The organism is Sandarakinorhabdus oryzae (genome assembly GCF_009733735.1).
GTDB lineage: Bacteria > Pseudomonadota > Alphaproteobacteria > Sphingomonadales > Sphingomonadaceae > Sandarakinorhabdus > Sandarakinorhabdus oryzae.
The window spans coordinates 1-18,379 of sequence record NZ_WNJP01000048.1; the positions used below are offsets into that span (position 1 = coordinate 1).

At 66.2% G+C, this 18,379-nt stretch carries 18 protein-coding genes; 11 read left to right on the forward strand and 7 right to left on the reverse strand.

All coding sequences use genetic code 11. The features are described 5' to 3' along the window. From GJ693_RS06785 to fliD, 3 genes are all read left to right on the forward strand, one after another. The coding region (locus GJ693_RS06785) for a flagellar biosynthetic protein FliR (RefSeq protein WP_156255567.1) at nt 1-572 on the forward strand (572 nt) is incomplete at its 5' end. Then, complete coding sequence (locus tag GJ693_RS06790; protein ID WP_156255568.1) at nt 572-1,675, forward strand: EscU/YscU/HrcU family type III secretion system export apparatus switch protein; 1,104 nt, start codon at nt 572-574, stop codon at nt 1,673-1,675. The genes GJ693_RS06785 and GJ693_RS06790, both read left to right, overlap by 1 nt. Nucleotides 1,676-1,684: 9 nt before the next feature. Continuing rightward, nucleotides 1,685-3,088 carry a flagellar filament capping protein FliD gene (fliD, locus tag GJ693_RS06795; RefSeq protein ID WP_156255569.1) on the forward strand — a complete coding sequence of 468 codons (1,404 nt, stop codon included), beginning with the start codon at nt 1,685-1,687 and terminating at the stop codon, nt 3,086-3,088. 4 nt (nt 3,089-3,092) lie between these two features. Here fliD and GJ693_RS06800 read toward each other — a convergent pair whose 3' ends face one another. Beyond that, entirely contained in the window at nt 3,093-4,091 is a 999-nt protein-coding gene (locus tag GJ693_RS06800) for a sigma-54 interaction domain-containing protein (protein WP_197042015.1), read from the reverse strand. Between the two features lie 210 nt (nt 4,092-4,301). Between GJ693_RS06800 and GJ693_RS17705 the strand changes: the two genes are divergently transcribed. Continuing rightward, nucleotides 4,302-5,066 carry a hypothetical protein gene (locus GJ693_RS17705; RefSeq protein WP_156255571.1) on the forward strand — a complete coding sequence of 255 codons (765 nt, stop codon included), beginning with the start codon at nt 4,302-4,304 and terminating at the stop codon, nt 5,064-5,066. Nucleotides 5,067-5,308: 242 nt separating this feature from the next. Further along, nucleotides 5,309-5,953 (forward strand): MarR family winged helix-turn-helix transcriptional regulator, encoded by a 645-nt coding sequence (locus tag GJ693_RS06810; RefSeq protein WP_156255572.1) that lies wholly within the window; start codon nt 5,309-5,311, stop codon nt 5,951-5,953. Here GJ693_RS06810 and GJ693_RS06815 read toward each other — a convergent pair. Together GJ693_RS06815 and GJ693_RS06820 are read right to left on the reverse strand one after the other, a co-directional pair. Next, nucleotides 5,940-6,983, reverse strand: coding sequence for an alpha/beta fold hydrolase (locus GJ693_RS06815; RefSeq protein ID WP_156255573.1), 1,044 nt, complete (start codon nt 6,981-6,983; stop codon nt 5,940-5,942). The genes GJ693_RS06810 and GJ693_RS06815 overlap by 14 nt on opposite strands. Then, nucleotides 6,983-8,368 carry a cytochrome P450 gene (locus GJ693_RS06820; protein WP_156255574.1) on the reverse strand — a complete coding sequence of 462 codons (1,386 nt, stop codon included), beginning with the start codon at nt 8,366-8,368 and terminating at the stop codon, nt 6,983-6,985. Before GJ693_RS06820 ends, GJ693_RS06815 begins: the two co-directional genes overlap by 1 nt. Nucleotides 8,369-8,499: 131 nt before the next feature. On the opposite strand from GJ693_RS06820, the gene crtY reads away from it, so the two are divergent. The 3 genes from crtY to GJ693_RS06835 all read left to right on the forward strand — a co-directional run bounded on the left by crtY (nt 8,500) and on the right by GJ693_RS06835 (nt 12,241). Continuing rightward, entirely contained in the window at nt 8,500-9,666 is a 1,167-nt protein-coding gene (gene crtY / locus GJ693_RS06825) for a lycopene beta-cyclase CrtY (RefSeq protein WP_197042016.1), read from the forward strand. After that, nucleotides 9,663-11,156 (forward strand): phytoene desaturase, encoded by a 1,494-nt coding sequence (locus GJ693_RS06830; RefSeq protein ID WP_156255576.1) that lies wholly within the window; start codon nt 9,663-9,665, stop codon nt 11,154-11,156. The genes crtY and GJ693_RS06830 overlap by 4 nt, the downstream gene beginning before the upstream one ends. 152 nt (nt 11,157-11,308) lie before the next feature. After that, nucleotides 11,309-12,241 carry a phytoene/squalene synthase family protein gene (locus tag GJ693_RS06835; protein ID WP_197042017.1) on the forward strand — a complete coding sequence of 311 codons (933 nt, stop codon included), beginning with the start codon at nt 11,309-11,311 and terminating at the stop codon, nt 12,239-12,241. 111 nt (nt 12,242-12,352) lie between these two features. Here the strand turns inward: GJ693_RS06835 and GJ693_RS06840 are convergent, their stop codons facing one another. Further along, the gene (locus GJ693_RS06840; protein ID WP_156255578.1) at nt 12,353-12,946 is read right to left on the reverse strand and encodes a sterol desaturase family protein; all 594 of its coding nucleotides are present in this window, start codon (nt 12,944-12,946) and stop codon (nt 12,353-12,355) included. Nucleotides 12,947-13,023: 77 nt separating this feature from the next. On the opposite strand from GJ693_RS06840, the gene GJ693_RS06845 reads away from it, so the two are divergent. The 3 genes from GJ693_RS06845 to GJ693_RS06855 all read left to right on the forward strand — a co-directional run bounded on the left by GJ693_RS06845 (nt 13,024) and on the right by GJ693_RS06855 (nt 14,545). After that, nucleotides 13,024-13,332, forward strand: coding sequence for a hypothetical protein (locus GJ693_RS06845; protein WP_156255579.1), 309 nt, complete (start codon nt 13,024-13,026; stop codon nt 13,330-13,332). A gap of 96 nt (nt 13,333-13,428) precedes the next feature. Then, nucleotides 13,429-14,148 (forward strand): PEPxxWA-CTERM sorting domain-containing protein, encoded by a 720-nt coding sequence (locus GJ693_RS17465; RefSeq protein ID WP_235902709.1) that lies wholly within the window; start codon nt 13,429-13,431, stop codon nt 14,146-14,148. A gap of 70 nt (nt 14,149-14,218) precedes the next feature. Further along, nucleotides 14,219-14,545 carry an excalibur calcium-binding domain-containing protein gene (locus GJ693_RS06855; protein ID WP_197042018.1) on the forward strand — a complete coding sequence of 109 codons (327 nt, stop codon included), beginning with the start codon at nt 14,219-14,221 and terminating at the stop codon, nt 14,543-14,545. 32 nt (nt 14,546-14,577) lie between these two features. Here GJ693_RS06855 and uvrB read toward each other — a convergent pair whose 3' ends face one another. The 3 genes from uvrB to GJ693_RS06870 form a co-directional block, all read right to left on the reverse strand. Next, nucleotides 14,578-16,782: an excinuclease ABC subunit UvrB gene (gene uvrB, locus GJ693_RS06860; protein ID WP_156255581.1), complete on the reverse strand. Its 2,205-nt coding sequence runs from the start codon at nt 16,780-16,782 to the stop codon at nt 14,578-14,580. A 97-nt stretch (nt 16,783-16,879) separates the two neighbouring features. Then, nucleotides 16,880-17,650 carry a cytochrome b/b6 domain-containing protein gene (locus GJ693_RS06865; protein ID WP_156255582.1) on the reverse strand — a complete coding sequence of 257 codons (771 nt, stop codon included), beginning with the start codon at nt 17,648-17,650 and terminating at the stop codon, nt 16,880-16,882. Between the two features lie 56 nt (nt 17,651-17,706). Continuing rightward, entirely contained in the window at nt 17,707-18,114 is a 408-nt protein-coding gene (locus GJ693_RS06870; RefSeq protein WP_197042019.1) for a GFA family protein, read from the reverse strand. Nucleotides 18,115-18,379 lie beyond the last annotated feature (265 nt).

Below are 18,379 nucleotides of genomic sequence, written 5' to 3' on the forward strand. Positions count from 1 at the left end.
TTGCGCTGGTGGCGGCGCTGGCGGTTTTTGCCGCGTTCCGGCCGGGCGCGGCGGTGCTGACCGGGGCGGATATTCCGGGCGAAGTGCTGGCCGGGCTGGTCGCCGGGCTGGCGCTGGCATTGGCCTTTGGCGCGGCCGCTTTGGCCGGCGAGATGCTGGCGCAGATGGTCGGGCTGGGCTTTGCCGTGGTGGGCGGCGCCAACACCGGCGTGCTCTCGGCCCTGTTCACGACGCTGGCCTGGGTCGCGTTGCTGGCGGGCGATGTGCATCTGGATCTGGTCGCGTTGCTGGCCGGAATGACGGTGCCAGCGCTGGGCCTGGGTGACATCGCGGCCTTTGGCGCCCTGATGTTCCTGTGGGGGCTGAAGGTGGCGCTGCCGATCCTGGCGGTGCTGCTGCTGGCCAATGCGGTGGTGGCGATCGCGACGCGCGCCGCACCGCAATTGTCTGCGATGGCCGTCGGCCCGGCGGCGCTGCTGCTGGCCTTCGTGACACTGCTGCCCTTGTTGTTCGGCCATCTGTTGGGCCGGCTGGCGGAAGCCCTTCAGTCGGCGATGGGGCTGCTCGGCTGATGGCTGGCGAGAAGACCGAAAAGCCCACACCGCGCCGGCGCGAGAAGGCGCTGGCGGAGGGCAATGTCTTTGCGCCGCGCGAACTGGCGCCGGCCGCCAGCCTCGCCGTCGCCACCCTGTTCCTGGCCCTTGCGGGCCCGACGCTGTGGCAGGATCTGGCCGGCTTCCTGGGCGATGCGCTGGGCCGGGCGGGCAGCGCAGATCCACGCGCGCTGCTGCGGCGCTTGCCCATTGGCTGGCCGCTGGCGCTGTTCGGCCTGGTGGCGGTGGCGGCGTTTGGGCTGCAACTGGCCACGACCCGGTATGTCGCATTGAAGCTGGCGGCGCCGCGGCTCGACCGGCTGTCGCCGCTGAATGGCCTCAAGCGGCTGTTTGGCTGGCAGGGCCTGGCTGGCGCGGCCTCGGCCCTGGTCAAGATCGGCGGCATGGCGGCGCTGGCGGTGACGGTGCTTGGGCCGCTGTTGCCCGGGCTGGTTGGGCTGGAGGAAGGCGGGCTGCCGATGATCGGCGCGGCGCTGATGCGCCTGGCGCTGGCGGCGACGCTGCTGCTGGTGGTGGTTGCGGCCATCGATGCGGGCTTCGCCTGGTGGCGGCGCGAACGGCAATTGATGATGAGCCGCGAGGAGGTGAAGCGGGAATCCCGCGAGAATGAGGGCGCGCCCGAGCTGAAGGCGGCGGTGCGCCGCGCGCAGATGGTGGCGGCACAGGGCCGGATGAAGAAGGGCCTCGCCACCGCCAGCGTCGTGGTGGTCAACCCGACCCATTTTGCCGTGGCGCTGCGTTACCGGGCTGGCGAGGACGAGGCGCCGGTGGTGGTGGAGAAGGGCCGGCTCGACATGGCGCAGGCGCTGATCGCGGCGGCGCGCGAATTGAAGCTGCCGATCATCCGGACGCCCCGGCTGGCGCGCGCGCTGTTCTGGTCGGCGAAGCGGGGCCAGATGGTGCGGCCCGAACTGTTCCAGGCGGTGGCGACGATCCTGGCCTTCGTGATGCGCTTCGACGATCCGGAAGGCGAGGCGGTGCCCGATGTGTTCGTGCCGCCGGCGCTGGATTTCGACGAGCATGGCCAGCCGCGCAAACCCGGCGCGCCGCTGCCGTTGTAGGTTATTGCAATGGCCACCAATGCGCTCACCACGTTCAACGCCGGCTCCGGGCTGGACAGCCGGGCGCTGGTCGACGGGCTGGTGAAGGTGGAGCGTGACACCCGCGCCAAGCCGATCACGGCGAAGCTGGAGGCGCTCACCGCGCGCATCTCGGCGCTGGGCCAGCTGCGATCGGCGCTGACCGGGATTGCGACCTCGCTTGATGGCCGCGTGCGCTCGGGCGAGCTGGGCCTGCAACTGGCGTCGAGCGATGCCGCGATTGCCGTGGAGCGCGTGGGCCTGGGGCCAACCGGCGCGGTGGCGTCGGGCGTCGTGGTCAACCGGCTGGCGGTGGGCCAGCGGCTGAACAGCGTTGCACTCGCCAGCGGCAGTGACCCGGTCGGGCTCGGCACGCTCAGCCTCCAGTTCGGCCGGCGCACGCCGGTCAGTGGCGGCGGCTTCACTTTTGCCGCGGGCACGCGGCCATCGGTCAACATCACCATCACGGCGGAAAACAACACGCTGGCCGGGCTGGCCAAGGCGATCAACGAGGCGGGGGCCGGCGTGACCGCCAGCATCATCGCGTCGGCCGGCAGCGCGACATTGGTGCTGCGCGGGCAGGAGGGGGCGGACAACGGCTTCATCATCAGTGCGGCGCCGAACGGGGCGGGCCTGGAACGCTTCAACCACACGCCAGGCGCGGAAACCATGGTGCTGGGCGAAGCGGCGCAGGATGCCGAGCTGGTGGTCGATGGCGTCACGGTCACGCGCGGCACGAACCGCATCGAGGATGTGATCCCCGGCGCGCGCCTGAGCCTGAAGCGCACCACTGCCGCCGGGGTGGCGATCACCGCGGCGCGCGACGGCGGCGCCATTTCCGGCGCGCTGGCCGATTTCGTCGGCACGCTGCAGGCGATGCGCCAGCTGATCGGCGATTTTCGCCGGCCGTCAAAGGATGGCGAGGCGGCAGGGCCGTTGCTGAATGATCCCACTGCCCGCACGCTTGATCAGCGCATCACCCGGCTGGTGACCGAGCCGGTGGCCCAGGCCAATGGCCTGCGCCTGTCTGATCTGGGGGTCGGCATCCAGCGCGACGGCACCATCACGGTCGACACCGCCCGGCTGGCCAATCTGCCCACAACACGCCTGGGCGATGCCGAGGCGCTGCTGCGCGAATTGTCGGGCGCCGCCAGCCCGACCCGGCCGAACCGGCTGCAGAGCATCGCCCAGCTGGCGGTGACGGCCAGCGATGGCCTCAATCGCCAGCGCGAGCGGGCCAATGCCGATCTCGAAAAGGTGGAGCGCGCCGCCGAGGTGCAGCGCGCGCTGCTCACCCGGCAGTTCGCCGCCATGGACCGGGCGGTGGCGCAATCGCGCGCCGTGCAGGTGCAGCTGGACCAGCAGATCGCGCTGTGGACGAAGAAGGACGAATGAGGCCCTAGTCCTGCAGCCGTGCCTCAATCTGCAGGCGCCGCATCTTCTCGATGAGCGTGGTGCGCTGCAGGCCGAGCAGGCGTGCCGATTGGGCGATGGTGCCGCCCGACAGGGCCAGCGCCTCACGGATATAGGCCTGTTCCAGATCGGCGAGCAGCTGTTTCAGATCAACGCCATCGGGCCCCAGCAGATGCGCCGGCGCCGCAATCTCGTTGGGGCGGGGCGGCGGTGCGGCCGGGGTGGTGGCGCCGCGCAGCAGCCGGTTGATGGTCTCACGGCCGACGATCTCGCCGCCGTGGTGGACACAGGCGCGCTCGACGAAGTTCTTGAGCTCGCGCACATTGCCCGGCCAGTCGAGCGCCGACAATGCCTCCAGCGCCGCGGTCGAAAAGCGCACCGGGCGGGCCTCGCCAGCCAGGAAATGCTGCACCAGTGGCGCGACATCCTCCGGCCGGTCCTTCAGCGGCGGCATGGCAATGTGGATCACGTCAAGCCGGTAGAGAAGATCGGCGCGGAAGCGGCCGGCGGCGATGGCGGCATCCAGATCCACCGACGTTGCCGCCACCACCCGCACATCGACACTGATCGGCAGCATGCCGCCCACCCGTTCGATTACGCGGGTTTCCAGCGCGCGCAGCAATTTCGCCTGCATGGCGGCCGGCATGTCGCCCACTTCATCGAGGAACAGGGTGCCGCCGTGCGCCGCCTCGAAGCGGCCGGCGCGGGCCTTGATGGCGCCGGTGAAGGCACCCAGTTCATGGCCGAACATTTCGGATTCAAGCAGGTCGGCCGGCACCGCAGCGCAGTTCAACGCGATAAAGGGGCGGGCCGCGCGGCGGCTTTGCTGGTGCAGCAGTTGCGCCACCACGTCCTTGCCGCTGCCGGACGGGCCGGTGATCAGCACCGAGGCGTCCGCGCTGGCAATCTTGTTGATTTCGTTGCGGATGGCGGCAATGGCCGGGCTGTTGCCCACCAATGCCGCCAGCTGCGCTTCGCCACGCATGACTGTTACACTTGGGGTTCGGCGGGATTGGACTCGCATGTCGTGCAATCCTTAACGCAAATAAACCATTGACTGCCAATGAGACCGGGACGGTGAACTGGCCTTGTCTGTGTCATAGGCGCGAATTATTCATGGTTAAGGGCAGGATGCTTCCAGTTTGATTGTGGTTCTGGCATCGAACTGCCAAATCTTCACCGGAACGGACCAGTCATGACCGAAACGCGCATTGTTGCCCTGGGTGGAGACTGGCCGGCGGCCGGTCCGGGCTGGCGGCTGGTCGCCGGCGGTGACGATCCGGCTGCGATCAGCGCCGATCTGGCGCTGTTGCCGGCCGATTCGCCCCTGCCCGTGGCCCTGATCGACCGGTTGGCGCTGCCGCTGCTGGTGGCGGTGGGCGAAGGCGCTGCCACGCCGCACTGGCTTGATCGCGCCGATGGCTTCGTGCTGGCTGGCGATGATGCCGAGACCATGGCCGCCGTCGCCGCTTCGGTGCTGGCGGCCGGCCGGGGCTGGCAGGTGGCCGAACAGTCCGCCACCGCCCAGCATATCTCGGCCCTTTCGGCCGAAGCGCAGCGGCTGGCCGACGCGCTGGCGCAACTGGCGCAGACGGCAGACAAGGACAGCGAGACGCAGATTTCGGCCGGGCTGGTGCGCCGTCTGATCCGCCTGCGCCGCGATCGTGATCGGCATTTCCCGGCCGAACTGTTTGCCGATCCGGCGTGGGACATGCTGCTCGACCTGACGGCGGCGCGCATGGAAGGGGCGGATGTGCCGGTCTCCAGCCTGTGCCTGGCCGCCGCCGTGCCCACCACCACGGCGCTGCGCTGGGTGCGCAGCCTCTCCGAAGCCGGCATTTTTGTGCGCCGCACCGATCCCGGCGACGCGCGGCGCGCCTTCATCACTTTGTCGGATCAGGCCAATGAAGCGATGCTGGCCTGGCTGCGGCGCTTTGCGACTGTATTTGTGCTACGCTGACACCAATTGGCCAACCCAGGCGCTGCATAAGAAGGATACGCCCGAAAGACCCGGCCGATAATATTGCAAGGATGGATAATAAACTTGACCTGGTCGGCAGATGCGGTAACTTACGTTATTGAGCCAGTCTCAGCGTAACTGGACCTCGACGTGATTTGGGTGTCCGCATGATTGTTTACAAACTGGCCACTGATCAGGATTGGCTGAAACCTGATGCCGGTTGGGCAGTGCGCCATGCACCCGTGAAAGCCGAACTGCTGACCGTGAATCTGTCTGAATCCGCCGATAATGCCGGCAGCGTGCGCAATGTGCGACCGTTTGCCGGGCCGGGCGCAGGGGCGTCGATTGTCTCGATGGGCGCTCCAGCCATCAATCCCGCATCGGAAGTGCCGGACACGGCCATGAAGGCGCCGATGCGCGTGCGGTCAGGAAAACGGGCCGCGGCGCCGTTGACGGAAACCGGAAAGCGCCTTGCATCCCTGGCAGCTGTTGCTGAAAGCCTCTCGCAGGCGTTGGCCCTGCTGGCCGGCGAAGACCAGGCGGAGGACGAGCGGCCGGTGACTGCCGAGACGGTTCACCGACTGATCAGTTTGCGCCGCGACCGTGACACGCTGTTTCCGCCTGGCCTGTTTTCCGATCCGGCCTGGGATATTCTGCTCGCCCTGGTTGCCGCGCGGCTTGAGGGGGTATCGATGTCGGTGTCGTCGCTTTGCCTTGCCGCTGCGGTGCCGCCCACAACCGGCCTGCGCTGGATCAGCAGCCTGATCGAGCAAGGCTTGCTGGTGCGGCAACCCGATCCCAACGATGGGCGGCGGATTTACATCGTGCTGGCCGAACCGGCTTTCCAGACCATGTTGACGTGGTTGCAACGCCTCACGGTTGCGTGACGGGCGCGTCCCCGGCCGGCAACTGCTCCCGATGGGTGCCGCCGATGCTGATCGGCGGGTTGGCGGCGAGGAAGGGCAGCACCGGTGCCAGGCTGCGATCCGGGGCTTCCTCCATCGGGATATGGCCGATGCCATCGAGGATGGTCACGCGGCTGTCCTTGATCTGGCTGTTGAACCAGGCCGCGACCGAGACGGGGATGAGCTTGTCTTCGCGGCCCCAGATGATCAGCGTCGGCACGGCGAGCGTCTTCAGCTGCGCCGCTGCGCCATCATCGCCCTGATACTGGCCAAAGCGCTGCACCGTGGCGCGGCGGTTGCCGGGGTAGAGCAGCAGCTCCCAATAGCGGTCGATCATCGCCGGCGTGGCGATGGCCTGGTTGGAAATCGACTGCTTGAAGCTCTTCTCGATCAGGCTGCGCGGGGTGACGGTGGCAAGGATGTCGCGCGCGATCGGCACGCGCGCCAGCCGGAAGCCGAGTGGCGGCGAGGAGCCCTTCGGCTGCGGCTGGCCGCTGGCATCGACGAGGATCAGCGCCGTCAGCCGCTCCGGATGCTTCAGCGCATAACGCCAGGCGACGCCGCCACCCATCGAATTGCCGCCCAGCGCGAAATATTTGAGCCCCAGTCTGTCGACGAGCTTTTCGACAATGCCCACGTAGGCCGCACTGGTGTAGAGCCCTTCCGGCGTTGGCCCCGACAGGCCGTGCGCCGGCAGATCGAGGGTGATGACGCGATAATCGTTGGCGACCAGCCGCTGCACCCACGGCTCCCAGGTGTGGAGCGAGGCGTTGCTGCCGTGGATGAGCACGACGGGGTAATTGGCCTTGTCGCCCTGATCGCGGACATGGATGATGGTGCCGGGCGACAATTCAATGAACTGGCTGGCGCTGTTGGCATATTTGGCCCTCAGCGCGGCCACCGGGATGTCGGGCGTGGCGAACACCGCCCACAGCACCGCAATCAGGCCGGCAACCACCGCCAGCCCATAACCCAATCCGCGCCACCAGTTGCGGCGCTTGCCGCCCGCCATCAGATCGTCTCGATGCGGACGGGCAGGCCATCCTTGGGCTTGGGGATGGGGAACATGCGGAAATCCGTTTCAACGCTGCCCAGCGGCTTTTCGGCCACGATGCGATGGCTTTCCAGCAGCGCGAAGAAGAACATCTTCACCTGCATGTAGGCGAAATGCTGGCCCAGGCACATGTGGGCGCCGCCGCCGAAGGGCACCCAGGCATATTTGTGGCGGCCGCGGCTGTTTTCAGGCGTGAAGCGGTTTGGATCGAAATGCTCCGGGTTCGGCCAATATTCTTCCAGCCGGTGGCTGATCATCTGGTTGACGCCGATGTGGGCGCCGGCGGGCACGACATGGTTCTGGAAGGTGAAGCTCTTGACGGCCCGGCGCGGCATCGAAGGCACCGGCGGGATCAGCCGCAGCGCTTCCTTGAACACCATGTCGGTCACTTCCATCTCGCCCAGCGTGGCATAGGTCAGCTTGCCGTGGCGTTCGCGGATGCCCTTGATCTCGTCGCGCAGCCGGTCCTGCCATTCCGGATATTTGGCCAGGCACCACACGATCGAGGTGATCGACGAGGTGGTGGTGTCGTGCGCGGCCATCATCAGGAAGTTCATGTGATCGATGATGTCCTGCTCAGTGAGCAGCTGGTCATTCTCGTCGCGGGCGTTGCAGACCTGGGTGAAGATGTCGTCACCCTGGATCCCGCGCCGCTTGGGGATTTCGCCGGCGAAATACTGGCTCATGAACGCGCGGCCTTCGACGCCGCGCTTCATGGCGGTGAAGGGCAGCGGCTTGCGGACCACGCCCACCGAGGCGGCGACCATGTCGCAGAACGCCTTGTTGATCTTTTCCGCCTCGCCGCCCCACGGCACGCCCAGGAAGCTGGTCGCGGCCAGATCGAGGGTGAGGGCCTTGATGCTGGGGTAGAAGCGAAGGCTCTGCCCCTTCGGCCACTTGGCCAGGCCGCGGGTGATGCCTTCGTCCAGCTGGGTGAAATAATGCTGCATCGGCTCGGTCTTGAAGGCGACACTCAGCGTCTTGCGGTGGATGCGGTGCTCTTCGAAATCCATCAGCATCAGCCCGCGCGGGAACAGCAGTTCCAGCACCGGGTTCCAGCCGAGCTCGCTCGAAAAAATCTTGTCCTTGTTGAACAGGATCATCTCGTTGGCTTCCGGGCCGATCATCGAAACGCCCCAGCCGCCGAAATCCTGCCGGCGCACGATGCGGCCATAACGTTCGAACAGCGCGCGGCTGCGGCCCAGCGGGTTGGACAGGAATTGCAGCGTGCGCAGCATCGGGAAGCGCGCCGGCTCCATGCCGGGAATATGCTTCAGCTCGTCATAGGAGGGTTCGGGCAGGTCGGCCGGAATGAACTCGCTCTTGGCGACGGGGGCATTCATGATCTCACCTCTCCCTTGGTGCGGAGAGGAGATACGCATTTCTGCCGGTGGGGGCAATGCTGACGGTGTCGCGGCAACGGCGACATTCAATCCCCTTTCCCCTTCGCCCCGGCGCGTCTAACAGCGGCGGCGTGACACCGGATTTCGATCTTGTCCTGGCCGGCGGCGGCCTTGCCAACGGCCTGATTGCGCTGCGCCTGGCCCAATTGCGCCCGGAACTGCGCGTTGCCGTCGTGGAGGCTGGCCCCACCATCGGCGGCGATCACACCTGGTCCAGCTTTGGGCTCGACATCAACGAGGAACAAAGGCGCTGGACCCAGCCGCTGTTTGCCCACCGCTGGGATTGCTATTCCGTGCGATTCCCGCGCCATGCCCGCACGCTGAACGTCGGCTATGGCAGCAGCAACAGCGAGCGGCTTGCCGCCGAGGTGGCCAAGGCGCTGCCGCCGGAGCGTATCCTGACCGGCGTGCCGGTGGTGGCGATGACGCCTACATCCGTGACCCTTGCCGATCAGCGCGTGCTGACCTGCAAGGCGGTGATCGACGGGCGCGGCCAGAGCAAATCAAACGCGCTGGATCTGCGGTGGCAGAAATTCCTGGGGCAGGAGGTCGAACTGTCCGAGCCCCATGGCCTCGCCGGCCCGATCATCATGGATGCGACGGTGCCGCAGCAGGATGGCTATCGCTTCATCTACACGTTGCCCTTCGGCCCCAGGCATGTGCTGATCGAGGACACCTATTTTTCCGACGGCCGCGATCTGGCGCCCGATCTGCTGCGCCGCCATATCGCCGATTATGCCGTGGCCCAGGGCTGGCAGATCACCGCCGTCACCCGCGAGGAGGCCGGCATCCTGCCGCTGGCGATCGGCGGCGACATCGAGAAATTCCTGGATGAAGGCGTGCCCGGCGTGGCGCGGGTTGGCCTGGGCGCCGGCCTGTTCCACCCGGTGACCGGCTATTCTTTCCCTGATGCGGTGCGCATGGCCGACATGGTGGCGGCGCTGCCGGCCTTTGATGCTGCGACCATCCACCGCGCGGCCCGCGACCACGCGATACGTGTGTGGAACAGCCGCGGCATGTATCGCATCCTCAATCGCATGCTGTTCCTCGCCGCGCAGGACGAGGAACGGCGAACCATACTGGAGCGTTTCTACGAGCATCCCGATGACCTGGTCGGGCGGCTTTACGCAGCGGACAATCGGCTGAGCGATTGGCCGAAGGTGTTTTCAGGCCGGCCGCCGATCCCGCCGATGCGGGCGCTGTCGACGCTGATCAAATATGAACTGGGGTATAAATGACGACTGCAGCAGTGATTGGTTCCGGTTTTGGCGGCCTGGCGTTGGCCATCCGCCTGCAATCGGCCGGCATCCAGACCACCCTGATTGAAGCCCGCGACAAGCCGGGTGGCCGTGCCTATGTGTTCGAGGATGATGGCTTCAAGTTCGACGCCGGCCCCACCGTCATCACCGATCCGACCTGTTTGGAAGAATTGTTCGAACTGTCGGGCCGCAAACTCAGCGACTATGTCGAGCTGATCTCGGTCGCGCCCTTCTATCGCCTGCTGTGGGAAGATGGCTCGGTGTTCGATTATTCGAACGACGAGGCCGCGCTGTTCAAGCAGATCGAAGCCTTCAACAAGGACGATGTGGCAGGGTACAAGAAGTTCCTCGAATTTTCCGACAACGTGTTCCGCGAAGGCTATCAGAAGCTCGGCCACGAAGCCTTCCTCGACTTCAAGTCGATGCTGAAGGCCGCCCCGCAGCTGATGCGCTATGAGGCGTTCCGCTCGGTCTATTCGATGGTGGCGCGCCACATCAAGGACGACCGGCTGCGCCAGGCGTTCAGCTTCCACACGCTGCTGGTCGGCGGCAACCCGTTCAAGACCAGCTCGGTCTATGCCCTCATCCACGCGCTCGAAAAGAAGTGGGGCGTCTGGTTCCCGCGCGGCGGCACCCACGCGCTGGTGCGTGGGCTCGTCAAATTGTTCGAGGATATCGGCGGCCAGGTCCGCATGGGTTCGAAGGTCGAAGCCATAATGGCCGACAGCGGCCGCGTCACCGGCGTGCGCTGCGCCGATGGCTGGTCGGGCCGCTTCGATGCGGTGGTTTCCAACGGCGATGTGGTCAACACCTACAAGGAATTGCTCAGCGCCCATCCGCGCGGGGCCGAAATGGCCACCAAGATGATGCGCCGCAGCTTCTCGCCGTCGCTGTTTGTCACCTATTTTGGCCTGAAGGGCGAACGCCCGGATGTGAAGCACCACACCATCTTGTTTGGCCACCGTTACAAGGGCCTGCTCGACGAGATCTACAAGGGCGGCCAGTTGGCGGAGGATTTCTCGCTCTACCTGCACCACCCGACCGCGACCGATCCCGCCATGGCCCCTCCCGGCCACAGCGCCTTCTATGTGCTCTCCCCGGTGCCGCACCTGGGCAAGCTCGACATCGATTGGGAAAAGGAAGCGCCGCGCTATGCCGATTCCATCCTCGATGCGCTGGAACGCCGCTGCATCCCCAACCTGCGCCGCGATCTGGTGACGATGCGCACCTGGACGCCGAAGGATTTCGAGACGGTCCTGGGCGCCCATCACGGCAGCGCCTTCAGCCTGGAGCCGGTGCTGTGGCAGAGCGCCTATTTCCGCACCCACAACCGCGATGACGTGCTGTCCAACCTCTATTTCGTCGGTGCCGGCACGCACCCCGGCGCTGGCATCCCCGGCGTGGTGGGCAGCGCCAAGGCCACCGGCAAGCTGATGGTGGAAGACCTGCTGGGCAGACAAGCGGCCTGACGTGCTGCTCCCCTCCCGCTTGCGGGAGGGGTCGGGGGTGGGCGTTCGGGCTAGAGCGCGCTCGTCATTTTCCCACCCCCAGCCCCGCCTGCAGGCGGGAGGGGCGTATCGCCCGCTTGCGCCGCGTCGCCCATGCGGGCAGGAAGCGCCTCGTGTCTGTCGTCCTCGATAATGCCCGCACCGCCATCGCCCGCGGTTCCAAGAGCTTCGCGCTGGCCAGCCGCCTGTTCGACGCGCCCACCCGCGATCGGGCGATGCTGCTCTATGCCTGGTGCCGCCACACTGATGATGTGATCGACGGCCAGATGCTGGGCGAAGGGCGCAATGATGACAGGCGCGCGCCCGCCGAGCGGCTGGCCGAGGTGCACTGGGAAACCGAGCGCGCGCTGGCCGGCAATCCCACGCCGGGCACGCCTTATGAAGCGCTGGCCATGGTGGTGCAGCAGACCGGCATGCCGGCGCGCTTCCCGCGCGATTTGATCCACGGTTTCCGCATCGACATGGAAGCGCGGCCGTTCCTGACTTTCGATGACACGCTGAACTATTGCTATCACGTAGCCGGCTGTGTGGGCGTGATGATGGCGATCGTGATGGGCGTGAAGCCCGACCAGCGCGCCGTGCTGGAACGCGCCTGCGACCTGGGCATGAGCTTCCAGCTCAACAACATCGCCCGCGATGTGGTGGAAGACGCGATGAACGGCCGCCGCTACATCCCCGACGACTGGCTGGCCAGCGTGCGGCTGGAGCCGGATTCGTTCGTGCTCGATCGCAACCGCCGGCAGTTGTCGCGCCTGGTCGCCCGGCTGGTGTTCAAGGCCGAGGAATATGAGGAGTCGGCGCGCTACGGCACCTCGGCACTGGGCAACCGCGCCGCCTGGGCCGTGCTGGCCGCCGCCCGCATCTATGGCGGCATCGGCCGCAAGGTGCGCCGCCTGGAAGAAGAGGGGCTGGCCAACCGCGTTTCCACCACCAAGGCCGAAAAGGCCCGCGCCGTGGCGCTGGCGATGAGCGATGCGCTGGTGCGCAAGAGCCGCTGGCCCATGCCGGGGCCGCCGCGCGAGGGGCTGTGGACGATGCCGGAATAGAAGATCCGGTCATGCTGGCGCAGGCCAGCATCAATTGTGGGGCAGGGGCCAAGCGGCGCGGTGGATGCTGGCCTGCGCCAGCATGACGGCGGATTTTTGGGAAAGGACGCCTTACCGCGCCCAATGCTCGGCGTTATCGATCATCCCCATCTCTGCCCGCATCTTCGCGCTCGCGCGGATGCGGCCGCGGCCGTCGGCTTCCAGTTGCGCCTTCAGCTTGCGGATCGGCGGGGCCCAGATGAAGCCGAAGCTGACCGTGCCTTCCTTCGTCTCCACCACGTGGTGCAGCCGGTGCGCCTGCACCACACGCTTCATGTAGCCCCATTGCGGGTTCCATGAATGCTTCACACGGCGATGGACGAGGATATCGTGCAGGAAGAAATAGATGGCGCCATACATGGTGATGCCGGCGCCAATCGCGGTGAGCATGTGCAGGCCATAGTGCGTGCCGATCATCAGCAGGATCATCGACGGGATCGCGCCGGCGACGCCGAACCAGTCGTTTCGTTCAAAACGGCCGGTGCGCGGTTCGTGGTGGGATTTGTGCAGCACCCACAGGAACCCGTGCATCACATATTTGTGGGAGACGATGGCCACCACCTCCATGATCGCCACCACGATCAGCGCAATCAGGATTCCCTGCCACCAGTTGACATCGGTGAGCACGGGGTAGCGGGTGGACAGGGACGCCAGTTCGTCGAGCATGGGTTCATGCTATAGCCAGACAATTGCCGCTAATCACCTCTGTAGTTGCCGCACCCCAGCCGGAGCCCGACCAGCCCATGCGCCTGACCCTGATTGCCCTTGCCACCCTGCCGATCCTGCTCAGCGCCTGCGCGACGCCGGCGCAGCGCATCACCTCCAATCTCACCCAGCTTGGGGTGCCGCCCGGCCAGGCCCAGTGCATGGGCCAGCGCCTGGGCCAGCGCCTGTCGTTCGGCCAGCTGCGCCGCCTGCAGGAACTCACCAGCATCCGCGCCGAACGTCTGCAGCGCATGTCGATCCGCGAGATCGCCAACAAATTGTCGGACGAGCGCGACCCCGGCCTGGTTGCCGAATTCCTGCGCGCCGGCGTGGGCTGTTTGATCTAGTTGGTGAACAAAACGTAAAGTTGACGTTAACACTCACAATATGGCACGCTCCGCGCCACAAGCTTGGGGGCTTGTGTGTTTTGCGGGGGGGTTATCATGCGTTTTGCAGTGCCGTTTGCGGCCGTGGCCGCACTGGCGTCGGTGTCGGCCGATGCCACCTTGATCCAGGGCGCGGGCAGCCTGGCCGGGGCCAATTCCATCACGTTGCCGGCCGCCAACTACACGGGCGCAGGGCCGCAGACGCTGGGGCCGATCACCTGGTCCTCCACGTTGCCGACCTCGCTCTATGGCTCGACTGGCGGCTTCAGCTTTCTGGGCAATGGCGGTTGGGACAGCACGCCGTTCATTGGGCTGAACGGCGGCTTTGATCCCAACACGGGCGGCTATGCCACCATGTCGCTCACATTCGCCAACCCGGTTTCCGGCTTCCTGGCGGAGCTGAACTGGCGGCTGGGCACCGGCAACGCCAACAGCTCGCTGATGGCCGCCTATGACGTGAACGACAATCTGATACTGAACCTCGAATATGGCGTGAACGACGATCGCCGCTATTACTACTTGCTGGCCAACAACGGCAATTTCAACGTGGTGCAGCCGGGCTATTATGGCTTCTCGTACAATGCGCCGGTGATCAAGCGCATCATGTTCGCCAACGGCTTCATCTCCGCCCGCAACATGAGCTGGACCGGCCCGGCCGTGCCCGGCGGCGGCACTGGCGGTGTGCCTGAACCGGCAAGCTGGGCGCTGTTGATTGCCGGTTTCGGTCTGGTTGGCGCGGCGCAACGCCGGCGCGGCTTGACGCGGGTGAGCGCCTGAGCGGGGCCGGCAAGCCCTTTGGCTGCCTGATTTAATTGCCCTTTAATTCCCGTCGGGCATGCTTCGCCGCATGTCCCGACGCCGCCGCCGCAACGAAGAATTGTCATCCGTGCCCCTGCCAACGCTGGCCGTGGTTGGCATCGTGGTGGGCGGCGGCGTTGGCTGGCTGGCTACGACGCCGCGTGTCGAGCGCGCGCTGCCTGTCGCGGCCGCAGCAGCGCAGCCAGTCAGCGAGGTAGTTGCCGCATTGAAGCCTGAACCGCGGCCGTTCAGGCGCTTTTCGGGTTGCAACGAAGCCCGCGCGGCCGGGTACGAAAACATCACATCCGACGAGCCGTCATACCAGCCGGAGTGGGATGGCGACCAGGACGGCATTGCCTGCGAGCCGCACCGCTGATGGCGAACGCGCAGACGCCTTGAGCGGGGGATTCAGCGCCCCGCGCCGCGGCGCTTCCCCGAAAAGCCCTTCTTCTGCATCTTGGAAAAGCGCGTCGTGCGCGTGCCCGCCGCCCCGCCGGTGGCGCGGCCCTTCACGGGGGCGGTGCGCTGGTCCACGGGCACGCCGAGTTCATCCATCTCCAGCCGTCTGATCTGGTCGCGGATGGCGGCCGCCGTCTCGAACTCCAGATCGGCCGCGGCCTTCTTCATCTGCTCTTCAAGGTCGGCGATATAGGCCTTCAGATTGTGGCCGACGAGATGCTGCGTCTCCTCGTCGCCGGTCTCGACCACCAGGCCGTCCTTCATGCTCACATCGGCCAGCACGTCGCCGATGTTGCGCTTGATGGTGGTCGGCGTGATGCCGTGGAGGGCGTTATACTCCTCCTGCTTGGCGCGGCGGCGATCGGTTTCCATCATGGCGCGCGCCATCGAACCGGTGATGCGATCTGCATAAAGGATCACCCGGCCTTCGATGTTGCGCGCCGCGCGGCCGATGGTCTGGATCAGCGATGTTTCGGAGCGCAGGAAACCCTCCTTGTCCGCATCCAGGATCGCCACCAGCCCGCATTCGGGAATATCGAGCCCCTCGCGCAGCAGGTTGATGCCGACCAGCACGTCATAGACGCCCAAGCGCAGATCACGGATCAGCTCGATGCGCTCCAGCGTTTCGACGTCGCTGTGCATGTAGCGCACGCGCAGGCCCGCTTCGTGCAGGAACTCGGTCAGATCCTCGGCCATGCGCTTGGTCAGCGTCGTCACCAGCGTGCGGTAGCCGGCGGCGGCGGTCTTCCTGGCCTCCTGGATCAGGTCTTCCACCTGGTCTTCCACCGGCTTGATCTCCACCGGCGGATCGATCAGCCCGGTGGGGCGGATCACCTGCTCCACAAACACGCCGCCGGTCTTCTCCATCTCCCACGGGCCGGGCGTGGCGGAAACAAACACCGTCTGCGGCCGCATCGCCTCCCACTCGGAAAAGCGCAGCGGGCGGTTGTCGATGCAGCTGGGCAGGCGGAAGCCATATTCGGCGAGCGTCACCTTGCGGCGGTGGTCGCCCTTGGCCATGGCGCCGATCTGCGGCACCGTCACATGGCTTTCATCAATGAACAGCAGGGCGTTTTCCGGCAGATATTCGAACAATGTGGGCGGCGGTTCGCCGGGCAGGCGGCCGGTCAGGAAGCGGCTGTAATTCTCGATGCCAGCACACGCCCCGGTGGCGGCGATCATCTCCAGATCGAAATTGGTGCGCTGTTCCAGCCGCTGCGCTTCCAGCAACTTGCCTTCCGCGTTCAGCTCCTTCAGCCGCTCGGTCAACTCGTGGCGGATGGCTTCGGCGGCCTGCTTCAGCGTCGGGCCCGGCGTCACATAATGGCTGTTGGCGTAGATCTTGATGTGCTCCAGCTTGGCCACCGTCTCGCCGGTGAGCGGATCAAACTCCGAAATCGCCTCGACCTCGTCGCCAAAGAAGCTGATGCGCCAGGCGCTGTCTTCATAGTGGGAGGGGAAGATTTCGAGGGAATCGCCGCGCACCCGGAAATTGCCGCGCGCGAAACTCAGGTCGCCGCGCTTGTACTGCATGGCGACGAGCTTCCTCACCACCTCCTTGAGGTCGGCCGATCCGCCCTTCTTCAACCCGAAGGTCATCGCCGAATAGGTCTCGACCGAGCCGATGCCATAGAGGCACGACACCGACGCCACGATGATCACATCGTCCCGCTCCAGCAGCGCGCGGGTGGCGGAGTGGCGCATCCGGTCGATGGCCTCGTTCACGCTCGACTCCTTTTCGATATAGGTGTCGGTGCGCGGCACATAGGCCTCGGGCTGGTAATAGTCGTAATAGGAAACGAAATATTCCACCGCGTTATCGGGGAAGAAACTCTTGAATTCGCCATACAATTGTGCGGCCAAAATCTTGTTGGGCGCCAGGATCAGCGCCGGCCGCTGCACCGCCTCGATCACCTTGGCCATGGTGAAGGTCTTGCCCGAACCGGTCACCCCCAGCAGCACCTGGTCGCGCTCGCCCTGATTGGCCTGGCTCACCAGTTCGGCAATGGCCGCCGGCTGGTCGCCCGACGGCGTATAGTCCGTCTTCATCACGAACGGGCGGCCGCCCTCGCTCTTCTCCGGGCGGGCCGGGCGATGCGGGGTGAAGACCGCCAGCTCGGTCTCGGCAAGATTGGTGCGAATCTGGATGGCCATGGTGCGCACCATGGCCGATGTGCGCGCTTTGTTCCATAGCGCAGCGCGGAAAAGTGGCAGCCGGTTTTCCGCAAGCAGCTGCGCGACAACAAGCGCCTCAGCGCAGCATGCGGCGAATGAGCTGGCGATCGCGCAGCACGAAATGATGCCACACCACCGCGCCGGCATGGGCGGCAAAGGCCAGGGCAAACAGGCCCGACAGCCACTGGTGCAGCAGCCGGGCCAACGGCAACGGCACTGCTTCGGCCGCGTGCAGCCCCAGCACGGGTGCACCGGTCGCCCCGGCCAGCAGCAGGCCGGACACGGGCAGGGTGGCCAGCAGCAGATAGAGCGCCAGCTTGTTCAGCCGTGCCGCGCCATTGGGGCTGGCCGGGCCAGGCGACGCGCGCTGGGTGAGCAGCCGCAGCAGCAACAGGCCAAACACCGCAATCCCGATGCCGATATGGGCGTCCTGGAAATCAGCGCGAACGGCCGGATGCAGCACCGCCACAAACAACCCCATCGGCAGCGCCGCCAGCATCAACACTGCACTGGTCCAGTGCAGGATCCGGGCAATCTGGCCCCAGCGCTGGCGCTGGTTCCAGTCGGGCACCGGCTCCACCAGGCGCGACCATTGCACGGGCAGCAAGGCCAACAGCAACAGCACGACGAACAGCGCCACCGCCGCCATCGCATTGAGCAGCGCCGGCCGCAGATCCGCCGCCGGCCGCGCCGCAAACGTGCCATCCACATTGGCCAGCCAGATCGAGAAGGCCATCAGGCCCAGCGCCGATACCGCCACCAACTGCGCCATCACCCGCCACAGCCGTGACGGGTGGTTGAGGCCCACGGCCAGGGCCAGCGCCAGCAAGAGGTAGAAAATCGTCATCCCCGCACCGCCGAATGGGGGATAGCGGCGCCCGTTGCAACCCTGGTGTTGGGGCCCTAGGGCGGCAGCCCCTCAAATTGCGGCAAGCCATCGCAGATCACATGCCAGGGCGCCTTGAACGCCACGCAGATATGCGCCTGCGGCCGGATCGCTGGCGTGTCGATCAACGTGCCGAGCGTGACATGGACAAACTGGCCATCGCGCACCAAGGACCACAGCAGGCTGCCACACTGGCCGCAGTGCACATCGTGGTTGGGGCCATTGCCATAGTGCATGATGCTGTCGCCACCGCGCACAAGGCGGATCTGATCGGCAGCGATGCCGGCAAAGGGCTTGAACGCCGAACCGGTGGCGCGGCGGCAGCCGCCACAATGGCAATTCCAGGCATAGGTGAAGGCGTCGGGCACGGCATAACCGATTGTTCGGCACAGGCATTCGCCGTGGAGCATCGCTGGTTCCGTCATGCCGCCCCTCCCATCGGCAATATCAAGGCACCAGACGCCACTGGACGCAAGACCGGGGTGGCGCAACCAGCGGGGCTGACGCACTATCGGCGGCATGGACGCGGCGCGCTTCACCTTGTTCCCCACCGCACTGGGCGACTGTGGCATCGCCTGGCGCGGCGACCGGGCCGTGGCCAGCGCGCTGCCCGGCGGGGCCGCCGCGCGGTTGGCGTCGCGCGCCGAACCGGGCCAGCCACCCCCCGCCATCGCCCGCGCCATCACCGCC

Coding starts and splice junctions, on each gene's coding strand:
- GJ693_RS06815 (WP_156255573.1), bottom strand. CDS start 6,983: ATGGCGGGCGGCAAGCGCCGCAACTGGTGGCGCGGATTGGGTTATGGG.
- GJ693_RS06855 (WP_197042018.1), top strand. CDS start 14,219: ATGTCCCGACGCCGCCGCCGCAACGAAGAATTGTCATCCGTGCCCCTG.
- GJ693_RS06790 (WP_156255568.1), top strand. CDS start 572: ATGGCTGGCGAGAAGACCGAAAAGCCCACACCGCGCCGGCGCGAGAAG.
- fliD (WP_156255569.1), top strand. CDS start 1,685: ATGGCCACCAATGCGCTCACCACGTTCAACGCCGGCTCCGGGCTGGAC.
- uvrB (WP_156255581.1), bottom strand. CDS start 16,782: ATGGCCATCCAGATTCGCACCAATCTTGCCGAGACCGAGCTGGCGGTC.
- GJ693_RS06820 (WP_156255574.1), bottom strand. CDS start 8,368: ATGAATGCCCCCGTCGCCAAGAGCGAGTTCATTCCGGCCGACCTGCCC.
- GJ693_RS17705 (WP_156255571.1), top strand. CDS start 4,302: ATGACCGAAACGCGCATTGTTGCCCTGGGTGGAGACTGGCCGGCGGCC.
- GJ693_RS06845 (WP_156255579.1), top strand. CDS start 13,024: ATGCGCCTGACCCTGATTGCCCTTGCCACCCTGCCGATCCTGCTCAGC.
- GJ693_RS06830 (WP_156255576.1), top strand. CDS start 9,663: ATGACGACTGCAGCAGTGATTGGTTCCGGTTTTGGCGGCCTGGCGTTG.
- GJ693_RS17465 (WP_235902709.1), top strand. CDS start 13,429: ATGCGTTTTGCAGTGCCGTTTGCGGCCGTGGCCGCACTGGCGTCGGTG.
- GJ693_RS06865 (WP_156255582.1), bottom strand. CDS start 17,650: ATGACGATTTTCTACCTCTTGCTGGCGCTGGCCCTGGCCGTGGGCCTC.
- GJ693_RS06840 (WP_156255578.1), bottom strand. CDS start 12,946: ATGCTCGACGAACTGGCGTCCCTGTCCACCCGCTACCCCGTGCTCACC.
- GJ693_RS06800 (WP_197042015.1), bottom strand. CDS start 4,091: ATGCGTGGCGAAGCGCAGCTGGCGGCATTGGTGGGCAACAGCCCGGCC.
- GJ693_RS06870 (WP_197042019.1), bottom strand. CDS start 18,114: ATGACGGAACCAGCGATGCTCCACGGCGAATGCCTGTGCCGAACAATC.